General features: G+C 60.3%; 20 protein-coding genes. 16 read left to right on the forward strand and 4 right to left on the reverse strand.

The genetic code is table 11. From position 1 onward, the window contains the following. Window positions 1-54: 54 nt before the first annotated feature. From DSM110093_RS03275 to DSM110093_RS03300, 6 genes are all read left to right on the forward strand, one after another. Entirely contained in the window at window positions 55-726 is a 672-nt protein-coding gene (locus DSM110093_RS03275; RefSeq protein ID WP_243267661.1) for a response regulator transcription factor, read from the forward strand. After that, complete coding sequence (locus tag DSM110093_RS03280) at window positions 723-2,072, forward strand: HAMP domain-containing sensor histidine kinase (RefSeq protein WP_243266671.1); 1,350 nt, start codon at window positions 723-725, stop codon at window positions 2,070-2,072. The genes DSM110093_RS03275 and DSM110093_RS03280 overlap by 4 nt, the downstream gene beginning before the upstream one ends. 90 nt (window positions 2,073-2,162) lie before the next feature. After that, entirely contained in the window at window positions 2,163-3,581 is a 1,419-nt protein-coding gene (locus DSM110093_RS03285) for a cytochrome ubiquinol oxidase subunit I (RefSeq protein WP_243266672.1), read from the forward strand. 1 nt (window position 3,582) lies between these two features. Next, window positions 3,583-4,590: a cytochrome d ubiquinol oxidase subunit II gene (cydB, locus tag DSM110093_RS03290; RefSeq protein WP_243266673.1), complete on the forward strand. Its 1,008-nt coding sequence runs from the start codon at window positions 3,583-3,585 to the stop codon at window positions 4,588-4,590. Beyond that, on the forward strand, window positions 4,590-4,700 hold the full coding sequence (locus tag DSM110093_RS03295) for a DUF2474 family protein (RefSeq protein WP_243266674.1): 111 nt from the start codon (window positions 4,590-4,592) through the stop codon (window positions 4,698-4,700). The genes cydB and DSM110093_RS03295 overlap by 1 nt, the downstream gene beginning before the upstream one ends. An 82-nt stretch (window positions 4,701-4,782) precedes the next feature. Further along, the gene (locus DSM110093_RS03300; protein WP_243266675.1) at window positions 4,783-5,748 is read left to right on the forward strand and encodes an NADPH:quinone oxidoreductase family protein; all 966 of its coding nucleotides are present in this window, start codon (window positions 4,783-4,785) and stop codon (window positions 5,746-5,748) included. On the opposite strand, the gene DSM110093_RS03305 is transcribed toward DSM110093_RS03300, so the two are convergent. Then, on the reverse strand, window positions 5,745-6,725 hold the full coding sequence (locus DSM110093_RS03305) for a DMT family transporter (RefSeq protein ID WP_243266676.1): 981 nt from the start codon (window positions 6,723-6,725) through the stop codon (window positions 5,745-5,747). The two genes, DSM110093_RS03300 and DSM110093_RS03305, sit on opposite strands and share 4 nt — an antisense overlap. A 104-nt stretch (window positions 6,726-6,829) precedes the next feature. Here DSM110093_RS03305 and DSM110093_RS03310 point away from each other — a divergent pair, with 104 nt between their 5' ends. From DSM110093_RS03310 to DSM110093_RS03355, 10 genes are all read left to right on the forward strand, one after another. After that, window positions 6,830-7,351: a carbon monoxide dehydrogenase subunit G gene (locus DSM110093_RS03310; RefSeq protein WP_243266677.1), complete on the forward strand. Its 522-nt coding sequence runs from the start codon at window positions 6,830-6,832 to the stop codon at window positions 7,349-7,351. Between the two features lie 63 nt (window positions 7,352-7,414). Beyond that, a complete protein-coding gene (locus tag DSM110093_RS03315) occupies window positions 7,415-8,344 on the forward strand; it encodes an ABC transporter ATP-binding protein (RefSeq protein WP_243266678.1) in 930 nt (309 codons plus the stop codon). Beyond that, window positions 8,341-9,102 (forward strand): ABC transporter permease, encoded by a 762-nt coding sequence (locus DSM110093_RS03320; RefSeq protein WP_067629772.1) that lies wholly within the window; start codon window positions 8,341-8,343, stop codon window positions 9,100-9,102. The genes DSM110093_RS03315 and DSM110093_RS03320 overlap by 4 nt, the downstream gene beginning before the upstream one ends. Window positions 9,103-9,162: 60 nt before the next feature. Next, a complete protein-coding gene (locus DSM110093_RS03325) occupies window positions 9,163-9,960 on the forward strand; it encodes a S49 family peptidase (protein ID WP_243266679.1) in 798 nt (265 codons plus the stop codon). 167 nt (window positions 9,961-10,127) lie between these two features. Next, window positions 10,128-11,087, forward strand: a complete 960-nt coding sequence (locus DSM110093_RS03330; RefSeq protein WP_243266680.1) for a calcium/sodium antiporter — start codon at window positions 10,128-10,130, stop codon at window positions 11,085-11,087. A gap of 12 nt (window positions 11,088-11,099) precedes the next feature. Next, complete coding sequence (locus DSM110093_RS03335; protein WP_243266681.1) at window positions 11,100-11,879, forward strand: SDR family oxidoreductase; 780 nt, start codon at window positions 11,100-11,102, stop codon at window positions 11,877-11,879. A gap of 285 nt (window positions 11,880-12,164) precedes the next feature. After that, on the forward strand, window positions 12,165-14,033 hold the full coding sequence (uvrC, locus tag DSM110093_RS03340; RefSeq protein ID WP_243266682.1) for an excinuclease ABC subunit UvrC: 1,869 nt from the start codon (window positions 12,165-12,167) through the stop codon (window positions 14,031-14,033). A gap of 78 nt (window positions 14,034-14,111) precedes the next feature. Continuing rightward, complete coding sequence (gene pgsA, locus DSM110093_RS03345; protein WP_067628893.1) at window positions 14,112-14,777, forward strand: CDP-diacylglycerol--glycerol-3-phosphate 3-phosphatidyltransferase; 666 nt, start codon at window positions 14,112-14,114, stop codon at window positions 14,775-14,777. After that, a complete protein-coding gene (moaD, locus tag DSM110093_RS03350) occupies window positions 14,777-15,022 on the forward strand; it encodes a molybdopterin converting factor subunit 1 (protein ID WP_243266683.1) in 246 nt (81 codons plus the stop codon). The genes pgsA and moaD overlap by 1 nt, the downstream gene beginning before the upstream one ends. A gap of 3 nt (window positions 15,023-15,025) precedes the next feature. After that, window positions 15,026-15,469, forward strand: coding sequence for a molybdenum cofactor biosynthesis protein MoaE (locus DSM110093_RS03355; protein ID WP_243266684.1), 444 nt, complete (start codon window positions 15,026-15,028; stop codon window positions 15,467-15,469). A gap of 9 nt (window positions 15,470-15,478) precedes the next feature. Here the strand turns inward: DSM110093_RS03355 and DSM110093_RS03360 are convergent, their stop codons facing one another. From DSM110093_RS03360 to DSM110093_RS03370, 3 genes are read right to left on the reverse strand one after another with little or no spacing between them, the layout of a single operon-like run. Then, the gene (locus DSM110093_RS03360; RefSeq protein WP_243266685.1) at window positions 15,479-15,874 is read right to left on the reverse strand and encodes a VOC family protein; all 396 of its coding nucleotides are present in this window, start codon (window positions 15,872-15,874) and stop codon (window positions 15,479-15,481) included. Between the two features lie 22 nt (window positions 15,875-15,896). Next, window positions 15,897-16,220, reverse strand: coding sequence for a hypothetical protein (locus tag DSM110093_RS03365; RefSeq protein WP_243266686.1), 324 nt, complete (start codon window positions 16,218-16,220; stop codon window positions 15,897-15,899). After that, window positions 16,207-18,132: an OmpA family protein gene (locus tag DSM110093_RS03370; RefSeq protein WP_243266687.1), complete on the reverse strand. Its 1,926-nt coding sequence runs from the start codon at window positions 18,130-18,132 to the stop codon at window positions 16,207-16,209. Before DSM110093_RS03370 ends, DSM110093_RS03365 begins: the two co-directional genes overlap by 14 nt. Window position 18,133 lies beyond the last annotated feature (1 nt).

Consider the following 18,133-nt stretch of genomic DNA (forward strand, 5'->3'; position numbering starts at 1 on the left):
ATGCACGGGCGGCAGAATTGCCTTACCTCTTGGCTGAACCTAGATGAGACCGCGATGAAACTGCTTGTTGTCGAAGACGATGCCACCACCAGCACCTATATCGCGCGCGGCCTGCGCGAAGAGGGGCATGCGGTGGATGTGGTGGCCGATGGCCGCGACGGTTTGGTGCAGGCCACCACCGGGCAATATGATGTGTTGATCCTTGATCGGATGCTGCCCGAGTTGGACGGGCTGACGCTGCTGAAAACCCTGCGTGGGGCGGGCAATGCCACGCCGGTGTTGCTGCTCACGGCGATGGGCGCGGTGGAGGATCGGATCGACGGGCTGAACGCCGGGGCGGATGATTATCTGGTCAAGCCCTTCGCCTTTGGCGAGTTGTCGGCGCGGGTAAATGCCTTGGCACGTCGTCCGCAGGCGTTGGAGCAGGAAACCACCCTGCGGGCCGGTGATCTGACGATGGACCTCATCAGCCGCCGGGTCACGCGCGCGGGGCAGGACATCGACTTGCTGCCGCGCGAATTTGCCCTGCTGGAGCATCTGCTGCGCCGTAAAGGCCGGGTGCAGACGCGAACCATGCTGCTTGAGGCGGTCTGGGACATTTCCTTTGACCCGATGACCAATGTGGTCGAAACCCACATCAGCCGGTTGCGCGCCAAGGTGGACAGGCCCTTTGACACCGAGTTGATCCAAACCGTGCGCGGCGCGGGCTATAGGATCGACGCATGAGGGCGCGGCTGGCGGGGCTGTGGCGTTCGATGCCGCTGCGGTTGGCGCTTCTGCTGGTGTTTTTGTTCACTATCGTCAGTCTTTTAAGCCTCGCCGCCAGTTATGCGGTCACGCAGCGGTCGTTCGAGCAGGCCATCCGCGCCGATCTCGCGCAGGACATGGCGGGCTTTCGCGCCGCCCCGGGCGCCTCGGCGCTGGCGCGGCTGGTCGAGGCGGAATCGCGTGAGACTGATCCCAACCGGCTGATCCTAAGCTACATTGGCCCCAATGGCCGTATTTATGGCAACGGTGCGATCGCGCGGGATAATGAGGGCTATCACATCGTCTCAATCGGCGCGGCGCGGGCGCAGTATGACGGGGTTTATCTGACCCTGACCGACACGCTTTATGGTGGGCTTTTGACCATCGCGCGCAGCCGGGCCGAGATCACGGCTCTGCGCGAGGTTTTTGTAAATATCTTGCTGGTGAGCCTGTTGCCCACGGTGCTGATCGCACTTTCGGGCGGGTTGATCCTTGCCCGACGTTCCAAACGGCATGTCGAGGTGATCCGCGGCACGCTGGATCGGCTGACCACGGGCGATCTAACCGCGCGGGTGGCACCGGGTGCGCGCTGGTCGGATGACCTCCTGCGCATCGGTGAGGCGGTCAACCAAATGGCCCGAGCGCAGGAAACTTCTGTGGCGGCGCTGCGGCAGGTGTCACTGGATATCGCCCATGACCTGAAGACCCCGATCCAACGTGTCTCGGTGCATCTGGACGATCTCGACCGGGCCGAGGCGACAGGCGAAGACCGGGTCGAGCCGTTGGCCCGTGCGCGTGCCGAATTGGACGGCATCGCCGCAATCTTTCAATCCCTGCTGCAACTCGCGCAGGTAGAGCAGGGCGACGCCCGCGCCCATTTCACCCCTGTCGACCTGACCGCGCTGTGCCGAACCATGGTCGAGCTTTATGAGCCCGCAGCGGGCGAACAGGGCAAGCGCCTGATCTGCAGCATGCCGGAAACGCCTGCCCATGTCACAGGTGACCGTGCGCTGCTGGGTCAGATGATTGCCAACCTGATCGAGAATGCCCTGCGCCATTCTGGTGACGCCGAGGCGGTGGACATTTCGCTGGAACAGACTGCCGGTCAGGTCACACTCAATGTCGCAGATGGCGGCCCCGGCATTCCCGCAGCAGACCGCGACAAAGTGTTGCAGCGGCTCTATCGGCTTGATCGCAGCCGGGGTACGCCGGGCCATGGGCTGGGGCTGGCGCTGGTCGATGGGGTCGTGAAACTGCACCGGGCAAGGCTGGAACTCATCGACAACGCGCCGGGGCTGCGTGTGGTGGTGACATTCGAGCGATAGTCGATCCGTCAGCGGCTGCGGCAATTTAGCCTGTGCCACTACACCCCCCCGGTCCTATATAGGTCAGGAAACAACACGCGGGGGCTTCTCATGCTCGACGGTTACACCGCCGAAATCCTAGCGCGGGTGCAGTTTGCATTCACGGTTTCATTTCACATCATCTTTCCGGCCTTCTCAATCGGATTGGCAAGTTTTCTGGCCGTGCTCAACGCGCTGTGGCTGTGGAAACGCGAAGAGACCTATCTGAAGCTCTTTAATTATTGGAAGAAAATCTTTGCCGTGGCCTTTGGCATGGGGGTCGTCTCGGGCATCGTCATGTCCTACCAGATCGGCACCAACTGGTCGGTGTTTTCTGACAAGGCCGGGCCGGTCGTCGGGCCGCTGATGGCCTATGAGGTGCTTTCGGCCTTTTTCCTCGAAGCCGGTTTCCTTGGCATCATGCTCTTTGGCCGCAAGCGGGTGGGCGACGGGCTGCATATGTTCGCCACAGCGCTTGTGGCACTGGGCACGCTGGCCTCGGCCACATGGATCTTGTCGGTCAACAGTTGGATGCAGACGCCTGCGGGCTTTGGCATCAATGACGTAGGTCAATTCGTGCCCGAGGACTGGTGGGCGATCGTTTTCAACCCCTCTTTCCCCTACCGGTTGGTGCATATGGTGCTTGCGGCCTATCTGACCACAGCACTGGTCGTGGGCGCGGTCGGCGGCTTGCACTTGCTGCGCGATCACGCCGACCGGGCCGCGCGGCGGATGTTCTCTATGGCGATGTGGATGCTGCTGTTGGTCACGCCGTTGCAAATTCTGGCGGGTGACATGCATGGCCTTAACACGCTGGAGCATCAGCCCGCCAAGGTCATGGCGATGGAGGGGCATTACGACAGCCACCCTGACGGTGCTCCGCTGATCCTGTTCGGCATCCCGAACCCCGACGAAAAGCGCATCGATTATGCCATTGAGATACCTAAATTGTCGTCGCTGATCTTGAAGCATCACCTGAATGCGCCCTTGGATGGGTTGGATACGATCCCGGACGAGGATGAGCCACCGGTGGCGATTGTCTTCTGGTCATTCCGCATCATGATCGCGCTTGGGTTTGCGATGCTGGGGCTGGGTCTTTGGGCTGCGCTGGCGCGGCTGCGGGGGCGACTTTACGATGCGCCGCTGTTGCACCGTCTGGCGCTGCTGATGGGGCCGACCGGATTTGTTGCGGTGCTAGCAGGCTGGATCACAACAGAAGTGGGGCGTCAGCCCTTCACCGTTTACGGGCTGCTGCGGACCTCTGACAGCCTTGCCCCGGTCGAGGCGCCGGCGGTGGCAACCTCGCTCATTGCCTTTATCGTGGTGTATTTCTTCGTTTTTGGCGCGGGCACTTGGTACATTGTGGCCATGATGCGCAAACCGGTTGTAGATCGCGCGCTTGAAGACGAACGCGACGATGCACAAGACGATGGACCCGTGCTTGCTGTTGGCGCAGAAGCCGCCCATCGCGGCAAACCGAAGGAGAGCTGAGATGTTGGGATTTGAACTGTCGTTCATCTGGGCCGGGATCATCGCCGCTGCGGTGCTGATCTATGTCATCCTTGATGGGTTTGATCTGGGCGTGGGGCTGTTGTTCCCGATGACCAAGGACGAGGGCGAGCGTAACGTGATGATGAACTCGGTCGCGCCCATCTGGGACGGCAATGAGACTTGGCTGGTGCTGGGCGGTGGCGGGTTGTTCGCCGTTTTCCCGCTGGCCTATGCGGTGGTGATGCCTGCGCTTTACATGCCGATCATCCTGATGCTGCTGGGCCTTATCTTTCGCGGCGTAGCGTTTGAGTACCGTTGGCGCACGAAGCGTTGGAAACCTCTTTGGGATATGGCGTTTTTTGGGGGCTCGCTGGTGGCCTCCTTCTGTCAGGGCATCGCCCTTGGCGCGCTGGTGCAGGGGATCGAAATCGAAGGCCGCGCCTATGCGGGTGGCTGGTGGGATTGGTTCACGCCCTTTTCGATCTTGACCGGCGTGGCCGTGACCGTGGGCTATGCTTTGCTGGGCGCGACATGGCTTAACATGAAGCTCGAAGGCCGCATTCAGGCGCATATGCGCCGCCTTGCATGGCCGCTGGCGGTGGCGACACTGGTCTTCATGGGGTTGGTCAGCCTTTGGACGCCTTTCACCGATGCAGTCTATTTCGAGCGTTGGTTCGCATGGCCCACCGCGCTCTTCAGCGGTTTGGTGCCGCTCTTGGTGGCGCTTGCGGCCTTTGGGATGCTGCGCGGTTTGCAACGCAAGGCTGACATTCAGCCGTTCCTCTGTGCGCAGGCGCTTTTTGTGTTGGGCTTCATAGGCATCGGGATCAGCTTTTATCCGCATATGGTGCCGCCAAGCCTGACCATCGCCGATGCCGCCGCCCCCGATGAAAGCCTGATGTTCGCGCTGGTCGGCACGCTGGTGCTGCTGCCGCTGATTCTCAGCTACACGGCCTATGCCTATTGGGTGTTTCGCGGCAAGATCGACCCTGAGGAGGGCTATCACTGATGCGCAAATGGCTGAAACGCAGCGGCTGGTTCGTGGCGCTTTGGCTGGCCAGCGTGTTGCTGCTGGCGGTGGTAGCCTATGGCATCCGTCTGGTGATCATGCCCAACTGACGCAGCGATGCGGCTTGCGGGCCTTGCCAAGGGCACGCGCTTCTGGCCTCTTCGGGCCAAAGCAGCACGAAAGGACAGCCCGATGCGCGCCATGCAAGTCACCGCCTATGACGAACCACTCACCCTGCAAGAGCTTGAGATGCCAATGCCGGGGCAGGGCGAAGTTTTGATCCAAGTCGAGACCTGCGGGCTGAACTTTGGCGATTTGCTGATCATCAAAGGCACCTATCAGGAAAAGCCGCCGCTGCCGTTTACCTTGGGGATGGAGATGGCGGGCACGATCACCGCTTTGGGCGCGGGGGTCGAGCACTTGAAAGTGGGCCAACGCATTGCGGCTTACACTGGTTTTGACGGGCTGGCCGAATATGCCGCGATTTCGGCCGCGGTCTGCGTGCCGATCCCTGATGAAATGACCGCCGTGGATGCAGCAGCTTTCCTCATCGCCTATGGCACCAGCCATGTGGCGCTGGACTATAAGGCGCGGCTGCAACCGGGTGAACGGTTGCTCGTCTTGGGTGCCTCGGGCGGCATTGGCCTGACGGCGGTAGAACTGGGCAAGCTGATGGGGGCCGAGGTGATTGCCGTGGCGCGGGGTGCGGACAAACTCGCAGTCTGCAAAGAGGCTGGCGCAGATCATCTGATCAACTCCGAGACCGACGACATCCGCGCCATCGTCAAAGAATTGGGCGGGGCCGATGTGGTCTATGACCCCGTGGGCGGCGACCAGTTCAAAGCCGCCATGCGCGCCTGCAATCCCGAAGCGCGGCTGATCCCGCTGGGTTTTGCCAGCGGTGAGGTGCCGCAGATCCCGGCCAATATCCTGCTGGTCAAAAACCTCACCGTGCTGGGCTTTTACTGGGGCGGCTATGCCAAGATCAAACCCTCGGTTCTGACCGACAGTTTCGCCGAACTGATCAAATGGTATGTCGCCGGAAAGCTTAAGCCCCATGTCAGCAACGTCATGCCGCTGGAGCAGGCGAATGAGGCGCTGGCCCTGCTGCGGGACCGCAAAGCGACCGGCAAAGTGGTGGTTGAGGTGGCCCGCTAGGCCCGCCGCCCGCCCTGCAAACGGGTCACGCGCAGCGCCTTTTGGCGCTCGCGTAGGTAGACGAAAAGACCGGAAGCGAGGATCAGCGCGATCCCGACCCAGACCTCCCAAACCGGCAGATCGCCGAAGATCACGAAGCCCCAGAAAACCGCCAGCGGCAGCCCGATATATTCAAACGGGGCCACGGTGGCGGCGTCGCCCAGCCGGTAGGCTTGGCTCAGGCAGTAGCCGATCAGCGCGATGTTGAGGCCGATGCCAAGGAAGGTGAGGAAATCCTCCTGCGCTGGCCAGACCCACGCGCGCAGCAGGAATTGGAGTGACGCATTGCTGCCCTCATCCACAAACCGCCCGTCGCCCGCGACAAGGAAAAATCCCAGCGATACGGCAATAAAAGAAGCCTGAATATAGACCATCAAGGCCGAGGCTTTGGAGTTCACGCCGAGCTTGCGGGTCATCAACTGATTCAACGCATAGGTCAGCGCGGCAAGTACCGGCAGCAGCAAAATCCAGCGAGAAACGTCGAGCGTCGCCGTAGAAGCCCAAGGCCGCATCATGATCACCACGCCAACAAACCCCACGATCACCGCGCCAAGGCGTAGCGGGCCGACCTTTTCGCCCAGAAGCGGGATCGACAGCAGGGTGATGAACAGGGGCGCGGCAAAGAACAGGGCCGTCGCTTCGGCAAGTGGCAAGACCGAAAGCGCCAGAAAGAATGACATGTTAGAAATCACGATCAGCAGCCCGCGTAGCAGATGCAGCCCCGGCTGGCGCGTTCTGAGCAGGTGAAATCCGCCTTCAAGTTTGACTAAAACCAGCCCCAACACGATCCCGATGGCCGACCGTGTGAAAACGATCTGATGTAGCGGATAGCCGCCCGATAGACGTTTGATCAGCATGTCATTGACCGAAATCGCGGCCACGCCGAGAAGGATCAACCCGATCGCCAGCCCGGCGCGGTTATGGGGAGAGGTGCTCATGACCAAAGACCTACCAGCCCGGCGGGAGAGGTCCAGCGCTTTGACGTTGGTTTGCGCAGAATTACCCGCTAGGCTGAAAGGATAGGTTAAAGGGAGAGCTAGCAATGCAGATGTCCGACACCCGCCAGATCGCCGCCACCCCAGCCGAGGTTTATGCAGCACTGCTGGACCCTGAGATGCTGCAAACCTGCGTGCCCGGCGCGCAGGATGTTACCGGCTCGGTTGAAGAGGGCTATGACGCGACGGTGGTGCAAAAGGTCGGCCCGGTAAAGGCGACCTTTAAGGGGCATGTGAAACTCTCTGATTTGGTGCCGAACGAAGCGCTGACCATCACCGGCGAGGGTAAAGGCGGGGCCGCTGGTTTCGCCAAGGGCGGCGCGGAAGTGCGGCTGGCGGAAAAGGACGGCGGCACCGAACTGAGTTACGACGTGGAGGCCAAAGTGGGCGGCAAGCTGGCGCAGCTTGGCAGCCGGATCATCGATGGCTTCGCTAAGAAAATGGCGGATCAGTTCTTCGACAATCTGCAATCCTCGCTCGAAGGTCCGACAGAAGAGACGGGCGAAAGCGCGGAAGCTGATGAAGACGCCCCCGCCAAAAAGGGCTGGTTCGGCCGCGCCAAGACCTGAACGCATCTGTTCACCCGGCCCAAAGCCAGTTAGGTTGCGCGCCTCATCAAAGCGGAGACGACCATGCCGACAATCGTGGATATTCAGAACCTGCGTAAATCCTATGCAGGCGGTTTCGAGGCGCTTAAAGGGGTCAATCTGGAGATTGAGCAGGGCGAAATCCTCGCGCTTTTGGGCTCCAATGGGGCGGGCAAGACGACGCTGATCTCGACCATCTGTGGCATCACCACCGCGACCAGCGGCACGGTGACTGTGGGTGGGCACGACATTAAGGATGATTTCCGCGCGGCACGTTCGATGATCGGACTGGTCCCGCAGGAGATCAACCTGGAGCCCTTTGAACGGGTACTGAACACCGTGCGTTTCTCGCGCGGGCTATTTGGCCGGCCGGCGGATGAGGCGGTGCTGGAGAAAATCCTGCGTCAACTCTCGCTCTGGGACAAGAAAGACAGCCAGATCCGCGAGCTTTCGGGCGGGATGAAACGCCGCGTGCTGATCGCCAAGGCGCTGTCGCATGACCCGAAGGTGCTGTTCTTGGACGAGCCCACCGCGGGCGTCGACGTGGAACTGCGCAAGGACATGTGGGAGATCGTGGCGGGGCTGAAAGCCTCTGGCGTGACGATCATCCTGACCACCCATTATATCGAAGAGGCCGAAGCCATCGCGGACCGGATCGGCGTCATCGCCAAGGGTGAATTGCTGCTGGTCGAAGAGAAAGACGCGCTGATGGCGCGGATGGGCAAAAAGCAACTCGAAGTGCAACTTACCGAGCCGATCACCGAAGTGCCGCTGGCGCTGCAATCGCCGGATGTTGAACTGTCCGCCGATGGGCGGTCTTTGATCTATACCTATGACACCAACGCCGAGCGCACCGGGATAACCAAGCTGCTCTCCAAAGTGGCCGAAAGTGGTTTGGTCCTGCAAGACGTGGCGACACGGCAAAGCAGTCTAGAAGATATCTTTGTCGATCTGCTCAAGGAGGATGCGGCATGAACTGGACCGCGATCAAAGCCATCTACGCCTTTGAAATGGCGCGTTTCTTTCGCACCATCACGCAAAGCATCATCTCGCCGGTGTTGTCGACCTCGCTTTACTTCGTCGTCTTCGGCGCGGCCATCGGCAGCCGTATCGAAGAAGTCGAGGGCGTGAGCTATGGCGCCTTTATTGTGCCGGGGTTGATCATGCTAAGCGTTATCACTCAGTCGATCTCAAATGCGTCTTTCGGCATCTATTTCCCGAAATTCATCGGCACGGTCTATGAACTGCTCTCGGCCCCGATCAACTTTTTCGAGATCGTCATCGGCTATGTCGGTGCGGCGGCCACCAAGGCGCTGTTCATCGGTACGATCATCTTGATCACGGCGTTTTTCTTTGTCGATATCACGATCCAGCACCCCATCGCCATGGTCGCTTTCTTGATCCTGACCTGTATCAGCTTTGCGCTGATGGGGTTCATCATCGGCATCTGGGCAGGGAATTTTGAGCAGTTGCAACTGGTGCCGCTCTTGATCGTCACGCCGCTCGTCTTCCTTGGCGGGTCTTTCTACTCGATCTCGATGCTGCCGCCGGTCTGGCAGGTGATCTCGCACTTCAACCCGGTGGTCTATCTGATCTCAGGCTTTCGCTGGGCGTTTTTCGGCTCTGCCGATGTGCCGATCCTCACCAGCCTTGCGGCAATCGCGCTGTTTACCGCACTTTGCCTTGGTGTGATCTGGTGGATTTTCCGCACCGGCTGGCGTCTGCGGGCCTGAGGGCCGCGAAACTTGGGCGCCCGCCTTGTTTGCACCGGGTGGGCGTTCTACATGAGAAGAATGAGAATTCGGCTACCCTTCCTTAAATCCCCGCCCAGCGTTTCCGTGATCCGGCTTTCCGGCATGATCGGCTCGCAGGGGCGCGCGGTGTTGAACGATGCCAGCATGGGGCCGGTCATCGAAAAGGCCTTTGCCAAGGGCAAGCCTGCCGCTGTCGCGCTGGAGATCAACTCTCCCGGTGGCAGTCCGGTGCAATCCTCGTTGATCGGCGCGCGTATCCGGCGGCTGTCTGAGGAAAAGAACATTCCCGTCATCGCTTTTGTCGAAGATGTCGCCGCCTCTGGCGGTTACTGGTTGGCAGCTGCGGCGGATGAGATTTACGCGGACCCAAGCTCGGTCGTGGGCTCCATCGGGGTGATCTCTGCCTCTTTCGGGGTGCATGAATTCATCCGCGAGCACGGGGTTGAGCGGCGCGTCTATACGGCAGGGCAGAGCAAATCCATGCTCGACCCCTTCCGCCCGGAAGACCCCGAAGATGTCGCCCGGCTGAAAACGCTGCTCGAAGACATTCATGGAAATTTTATCGACCACGTAAAGACCCGCCGCGCGGGCAAGCTGCCCGAGGGGCAAGACCTCTTTACCGGGGAAATTTGGCTGGCGAAACGCGCCGCCGAACTGGGGCTGATCGACGGTATCGGCCATCTGAAACCGCTGCTGAAAGAGCGCTTTGGCAACAAGGTGAAACTGCGCCGCTACGGTGTGAAACGCGGGCTTCTGTCGCGCTTTGGCGTGCAGATGGTGCAAGACGCGGTGCAGGGCATAGAGGAACGCGCGGCCTATGCGCGGTTTGGTCTCTAGCCCATGGTTTTCAAGATCGTTCTGCTGTTTCTGGTGGCCATGGGCCTGCTCGCTTGGTTTGGAAAAATGCATTGGCTGGGGGGCAAACGCCTGTCCCGGTCCAAATGCCGTGACTGCGGACGTTACCGCATTGGCAAAGGCGATTGTGCCTGTAAGGGAGGGCGTTGATGCTGATGCCGTGGCTACTTTCGGGGCTTGGCCTCGTGATCCTGCTGTTTGCGGGGGATGCGTTGGTCAAAGGGGCGGTGAACCTGTCGCTGCGCCTTGGCGTGCCCGCGCTGATCGTCAGTCTGACCATTGTGGCCTTTGGCACCTCTGCGCCTGAACTACTGATCTCAATCAAGGCGATCTTGGACAACGCGCCGGGTTTGGCGCTTGGGAATGTCGTCGGGTCGAACACGGCGAACATCCTGATGGTATTGGGCATTCCGGCCTTGCTGGCGACGATGCACACTTCGGAATGCAGCACGCGCAAGACCTATAATCAGATGATCGCCGCGTCAGTCTTGTTCATTGCGTTGGCTTTCCGTGGGGTCTTTGACTGGATCGCTGGGCTGATCCTGCTCGCCGGGCTGGCCTATATGCTCTATGACGCCTTTGGCGACGCCAAGGATCACCGTCATGCCTGCCGGGCCGGTGCAGTGGATAATGAAGAAGAGCCCGAAGGCGCGGACCCCAATATGGCGGGCTGGCAGATTGCGCTGTTCCTGATCCTTGGCCTGATCGGCTTGCCCTTAGGCGCAAGCCTTCTGGTGGATAACGCCACGATCATCGCCCAGACCTATGGGGTGAGTGACACAGTGATTGGCCTGACGCTTGTGGCCGTGGGCACATCGCTGCCGGAACTGGCGACCACCGTGATGGCCGCGCTGCGCCGTCAGGCGGATGTGGCGCTTGGCAACGTCATCGGTTCGAACATGTTTAACCTTCTCGCGATCATCGGCATCGCGAGTCTTGTTGGCCCGATTGAGGTCGACGAAGCCTTCTTGCGGATCGACCTTTGGGTGATGCTGGGCGCGTCGCTGTTGCTGATCCCCTTCGTCTATCTGGGGCGCGACATCACGCGGCTTTGGGGTGTGGCGCTCAGCGCGCTTTACGGGCTTTATTTGTTAATCATCCTGATCTGAGGAGGGCGGCAGATGCGGCGGGCATTGGTGACCGGGGCCGGGCAACGTCTGGGCCGCGCCATGGCGCTTTATCTTGGGCAGCGGGGCTTTGAAGTAGCGGTGCATTATGCCACCTCGCAAGATGGAGCCGATACCACAGCCGCTGAGATCACAGCAATGGGGAGGCGTGCCGTGACTTTGCAAGCCGACCTGCTGGAAGAGGCCGCTACAGAAACGCTTTTGCCCCGCGCGGCAGAGGCGCTAGGTGGGCCGATTACCTGCCTTGTGAACAACGCCTCGATTTTCGAGTATGACGATATCACCAGCGCCACCCGCGAAAGCTGGGACCGGCATATGGGCAGCAACCTTCGCGCGCCATTCGTTTTGACGCAAGCGATGGCGGGGCAGGGGTTAAAGCCCGAGACAGACCAAAACGGAGAGCCCCGAGCCGCCGGGCTGATCGTCAATATGCTTGACCAGCGGGTGCGGAACCTCACGCCAGAGTTCACGACCTACACGATCGCCAAGATGGGGCTTTGGGCCATGACGCGCACCACAGCGCAGGCTTTGGCCCCGGCGATCAGGGTTAACGGCATCGGCCCCGGCCCGACGCTGAAGGGCAGTGCCCAAAGCGCCGAAGGCTTTGCCGCACAGCGCCGCGACACGGTTCTAGCCCGTGGTGCAAACCCTGAGGATATCACCGCCGCACTGGGCTATTTCATCGATTCACCGGGGGTGACAGGACAGCTGATCTGCACCGACGGAGGGGAGCATTTGCAGTGGAATACAAGCCCCAAAGACGCCTTGGCGTAAGCGCAATGCAGGAAGTTTTGCACGTTCTTAACGTATGTTACCAAACTGTTACCGAAACCTCTTTGTTTTCAGAGGCTTGTTTCGTGCGAGATAAAAAATACAGCAATAACAATGAATTATTGACGTGCTTAAAAAATGGGCAAATCAGCGAAGCCTGTCAAAAACAACGGAAATTCCTAGATGCCCAGAAGTTATCGTCAGACTTATCCACATCTTCGGTGGACATGTTAAAGCTTGCCCCCATTGCCGTCCTATTGCAGCGAAGCACGAGAATCAGCGCCTGAGATGACCACGCCAAACGACAGCCCTCCGCCGCAAGGCCGCCAGGTGATTCAGGCCTATCTGAAGTCGCTCGATTCGTCGCCGGGCGTCTACCGGATGCTCGATGCGGAGAGCCGTGTGCTCTATGTCGGCAAGGCGCGAAACCTGCGCGCGCGGGTGTCGTCCTATGCGCGGCCCACGGGACATTCGGGGCGCATCTCGCGGATGATCGCCAATACCGCTTCGATGATGTTTCTGACGACAAAAACGGAAACCGAGGCGCTGCTTCTTGAGCAAAACCTGATTAAACAGCTCAAGCCCAAGTTCAACGTGCTGCTGCGCGACGACAAGAGCTTTCCCAACATCCTTGTGACCGCCGATCACGACTATCCGCAGATCAAAAAACACCGTGGCGCGAAGAAGGAGAAGGGCAGCTACTACGGCCCCTTCGCCAGCGCGGGTGCGGTGAACCGCACGCTGAACCAGTTGCAGCGGGTCTTCCTTTTGCGTGATTGCTCCAACTCGATGTTCGACAGCCGCACGCGGCCCTGCTTGCAGCACCAGATCAAACGCTGCTCTGCTCCTTGCGTCGGTAAAATCTCAGCCGAAGAGTATCGCCAGACCGTGCGGGATGCAGAGCGCTTTCTTAGCGGGAAGTCGACAGAAATTCAGGGCCGTTTGGCGCGGGACATGGCCGAAGCGTCAGAGGCGATGGAGTTTGAACGCGCCGCCGCCCTGCGCGACCGGATCAAGGCGCTAACGCAGGTTCAGACGGCCCAAGGCATCAACCCGCAGGGGGTGAATGAGGCCGACATCATTGCGCTGCATATGGAAGGCGGACAAGCCTGCGTGCAGGTCTTCTTCATTCGTGCCAACCAGAACTGGGGTAACCGGGATTACTACCCCCGCGTCGGGGCCGATGTGGATGCCGCTGAAGTCTTGGAGGCGTTCATCGGCCAGTTTTACGACACGCGCGAGCCGCCACGGCAGTTGATCCTGAGCAATGAGATCGAAAACCCCGACCTGATGGCCGAAGCGCTCAGCGGCAAGATTGGTCGCAAGGTGGAACTGTTGGTCCCGCAGCGGGGCGAGAAGGCCGAGCTGGTCGACGGTGCCCTGCGCAACGCGCGCGAAAGCCTTGCCCGCAAGATGGCCGAAACGGCGACCCAGACCAAGCTGTTGCAGGGGCTGGTTGATGCCTTTGACCTGCCAAAATCGCCTGAGCGGATCGAAGTTTACGACAACTCGCACATCCAAGGCACCAATGCGGTGGGCGCGATGATTGTCGCGGGCCCTGAAGGTATGATGAAAAACCAGTACCGCAAGTTCAACATCCGCGGCGATGACCTGACCCCGGGTGACGACTTCGGCATGATGAAAGAGGTGCTGCACCGGCGCTTCAAACGGCTCATCAAAGAAGACCCGGACCGCAGCCGTGGGCTTTGGCCTGACCTGCTGCTGATCGACGGCGGCGCGGGGCAGGTGAGCGCCGTGGCCTCCATCATGGCGCAGCATGGGGTAGAAGACATTCCCATGGTCGGCGTTGCTAAAGGCATTGATCGTGACGCGGGCAAGGAAGAGTTCCACCGCGTCGGCAAGCGCGTCATGGCGTTGCGGCACAATGATCCGGTGCTGTATTTCGTGCAGCGGCTGCGCGATGAGGCGCACCGTTTCGCCATCGGCACCCACCGCGCGAAACGCGCTAAGGGGGTGAGCGCCACGCCGCTCGACGATGTGCCGGGCGTCGGGGCCGCGCGTAAACGCGCGCTTTTGGCGCATTTCGGCTCGGCCAAGGCGGTGGGCCGCGCGAACCTGAGCGATCTTAAAGCTGTCGAAGGGGTGTCGGATGCGCTGGCAGAGACAATTTATGGCTACTTCCATGAAAAGGGTTGAGTATGCGCCCGCCGAAGGGCAGGCCGCTGGCGCGGTTTCGTCCTTTCAGCCGCGAAGGGCGCAGGATAGGATGACGACATGAAATGGAATTTGCCCAATATCCTGACCCTGCTCAGGCTGGTCGCGGCCCCCGGTGTGGCGGTCATGTTTCTCTATTTTACGCGCCCCTATGCCGACTGGTTCGCATTGGTGCTGTTTGTCGGGGCGGCGGTGACGGATTGGTTTGATGGCTATCTCGCCCGCGCTTGGGGGCAGGAGACGAAACTGGGTGCCATGCTCGACCCGATTGCCGACAAGGCGATGGTCGTGATTGCGCTGATGGTGATCGTGGCCTTTTCCAGTTGGTCGCCGTGGCTGGTGCTGCCCGCTACGTTGATCCTGTTTCGCGAGGTCTTTGTCTCGGGCCTGCGTGAGTATCTGGGCGATGTGGCCGGCACGTTGAAAGTGACGCAGCTAGCCAAGTGGAAGACCACGCTACAAATGATCGCCATAGCCGTGCTGTTCTCGCAAGGGGTGTTTGAACATTACCTCGGGATGAGCGTCTTTGGCATGGACCAGCAAATGATCGAGGCGATCCTTGATGGCGAGGTCGAAGATACTCTAGGGCTGGGTTGGAAGCTTGCCGGGATGGAATGGGCCGGGCTGTTGGGGCTGGTCCTGCTGTGGATCGCCGCGGTGCTGACCGCCATCACCGGCTTTGACTACCTGCGCAAGGCGCTGCCACATCTGAAGGAGCCGATCTAATGGATGTCCTCTATTTTGCATGGGTTCGCGAACGCATCGGTCTGCCCCGTGAACGGGTGGAGAGCACGGCAGCGACCGTGGCGGAACTGGTCGAAGAACTGCGAAGCCGTGAAGAACGCTATGAAGTGGCGTTCTCAGACCTCTCCGCGCTGCGCGTGGCCGTGGATCAGGAATTGACCGATTTCGACGCCCCGCTGAATGGCGCGCGCGAAGTGGCCTTTTTCCCCCCGATGACCGGGGGCTGACCGATGCGCGTATTGGTGCAGGAAGAACCCTTTGATCTGGCCGAGGAAACCGCGCGTTTCGCCAAAGGCGAGGGGCGCAGCGGGGCGATTGTGACCTTTACGGGCGTGGTGCGCGACAATGATGCAGGCACGCTGAGCGCGATGGAGATCGAACATTACCCCGGCATGACTGAAAAAGCGCTGCACGAGATTGCGCAGCAGGCGGTCGCACGGTTCGAGTTGCAAGACGCATTGGTGATCCACCGCTATGGGCGGCTGGTTCCGGGTGATCAGATCATGATGGTTGCCAGCGCCGCGCGGCATCGCCGCAGCGCATTTGAGGCGGCTGAATTTTTGATGGATTACCTTAAATCACGCGCGCCATTCTGGAAGCGCGAGATCACCACAGAGGGTGAGGCTTGGGTGGCGGCCAAGGACGACGATGAGGCCGCGTTAGAGCGTTGGTAAACCCGCCAGTTAGGCGAAGCGCCCGCCTTTTTCGATGACTTCGATCTGATAACCATCGGGGTCTGCCACGAAAAAGAACTTTGCAACAGTGTCCCCGGCAGGGCGGAAATCGACAATCTCACGCGGGTGGGCGCCGAATTGCAGCGCGGTTTTACGTGCGGCTTCTAGGTCATCCACGACAAAGGCGATATGACCATAGCCGTCGCCTAAGTCATATGGTGTTTCGCGGTCTTTGTTGACGGTCAATTCAAACTCAAAATCACCTGTCGCGTCGCGCAGGTAGATCAGGGTAAAGCTGTCAAAATCCAGCCGGTCGGCGACCTTCAGGCCAAAGACATCTTCGTAAAACTTTACCGATGCCGACTCATCAAAGACGCGGATCATGGAATGGGCGAGTTTTGCCATTGTCGGCCTCCGGAGCTTGGGGTCAGGTGTTCTGACGCTCGATATAGGCGCGCATTTCTTCGGCTTCGTGGCGCGCATCGCGCAGCCCGTCCATCGCCGCGCGCAACTCTGCCTCAGTCTGAGCCAATTGGTTGGTCAGTTCGGCTTCGCGCTGTTGCAGATAGGTGATCGCCTGATCGCGGGTTTCTTCGGCTTCGTGGAGTTCTTGGCTCATCCGGTCAAGCTGGGCCACATCGTCGGCGGCTACACGGGTAAAGCGGTTTAGCAGCCAGTTGGCGAACCACCCCATGCAGAATGCCACGAAAAGAATGATGGCCGTTGCCAAGACAAACTCAGTTCTGCTCATCACCGCTGCCTTCTTCGGTTTCGTCGGATTCTCCGATCTCTTCTGCGGTGGTATCGCCCGTTTCATCGGCAGATTCCAGCGCTGTTTCGTCTTCGGGAGTTTCCGCCTCGGGCTGAATCAGGCTGAATTCGATGCGGCGGTTGGCTTCGCGGCCTTCTTCGGTCTGGTTGTCGGCAATGGGGTTTTCCTCGCCATAGCCCTTTGCCACGAAGGAAGAGGTCAGCACCCGGCGGGCGCGCAACTCGTTCAATACGGATTCCGCGCGGCTTTGCGAGAGTGACTGGTTCATCGATTCGCGGCCTTGGCTGTCGGTGTAGCCTTGGATTTCCAGCGGAATGTCCCCGCAGCGTTTCAGAATTTCGGCGATATCATCCATCGTGCCAAGGGCCGATGCATCAATCGTGGCGTTGCCCGGCTCAAAGGTAATCTTACCAATTTTCAGGATCTCTCCGATTTCGGCCTCGCATTCCCCAGGCGTGGGTAGGCCCGCGATTGGGTCGAGCTTTTCTTGATAGGTGATATCGATGCTGTAATCGGCACTTTCGCCCAGCTTGTCCGCAAGCAAGGAGGCGACGGTGGTGTTGGCCTCTTTGCTACCGGTATTGCCAGTAACCTCAAGCCGGTCGGGCGTTACGGTGACAGAGCCATTGACCAGCGATGCCATTGCCTCTAGCCCGGTTAGAACACGCGTGGCCCAGCCCGCAGGTAGGTTCTCGTCCAGACGGGCGGCGGTATAGACATTGGCAGAGCCGAAGTGTGATTTTGCGTAGCTGTCAGCCAGATCGCGCAGCCCTTCGGTGCTGAGCCGCCCGCGCAACTGGACCTGCCCCTCGGGGGAGAGTGTCGCGGTGAATTCGGGTGGGCCCGCGTCGGGGTCTTCGACTTTGGGCAGTTTCGCGGTCAGCGCAAAAACATCCGGGAGCGCGTTCTCAAGCTCACCCACAACACGGTCAAAGCTATCGGAATCAGTGCCGGGCGCAGCAAGGAGGGTAATGTCGGCGTCGGCGAAAGAGATCGATCCTTGGCCCATCCGGTTCAGCGCGTCGATCGCCAGCGCCACGGCGCGGCCCCAGTTCGGGCTTGGCACGCCAAGACCCACGGTACAATTGGCGCTTTCAGACGCGCCCACAGCGGTGCCCGCTTTTAGGATGCGGGCGGCGGTGGTCTCAGTATCGGCAGAGCAGGCATCGAAACGCGCGCCGTCGGCGTCAATCTCAAACCGCAGGGTAAAGGGGGTGATGACCGGGCGCGGTGCGGCGATGTCGAGCCTTAGGCGCAGGCTGGATGGGGCGGCGCGTTGCAGTTTGCGCTCCATCCGCGCTTTCGCTTCGGGGCTGTCGGCAATGGCGGTGATGGTCACACGCCCTGCGTTGACAGAGGCCTTGGCGCGGGGAAGGTCTGCCATGGCGCGCACAGCAAAGTTCAACGCGTCTTCCCAGCCATCAGGGGCAGGGTAATTAGCGGACTCCAAAAGATCGGTGACCGTCGCGTCGCCCGCCATATCACCAAAGGCTTCGATTACCTCATCGCGGTCTGTACTGGTGGGGATCAGCCCGATGATGGAAATGCCCGCATCATTGCGCAGCACTTCGGCCGAGAAACGCGGCGGCGCGATGCCGGACTGGGCCTCAACCTCCATCTCGTCGATCACACGGGCGGCGTCGACCACGGTGCCTGCGGTTGACAGGGCACGAAAACGGACAGCTTCGGTCGGTGCAATCCCGGCAAGGGTGACTTGCAAGCCATCAGCCTGCACCTCGGCCCAGGTCATGCCCTGATCATCCAGCGCGTCGCGCACACCGATTTCGGAAGTATCTTCGATCAGTTGTACCGAAAAGCTTGCCGCCACCAAAGAGACCACCGCTGCGGCTGCAAAGGTCAGGGCGATCATGAAAATGGCGGACAGGCGCATG

Origin of the sequence: Sulfitobacter sp. DSM 110093 (genome assembly GCF_022788715.1) — a bacterium.
Classification (GTDB): Bacteria; Pseudomonadota; Alphaproteobacteria; order Rhodobacterales; family Rhodobacteraceae; genus Sulfitobacter.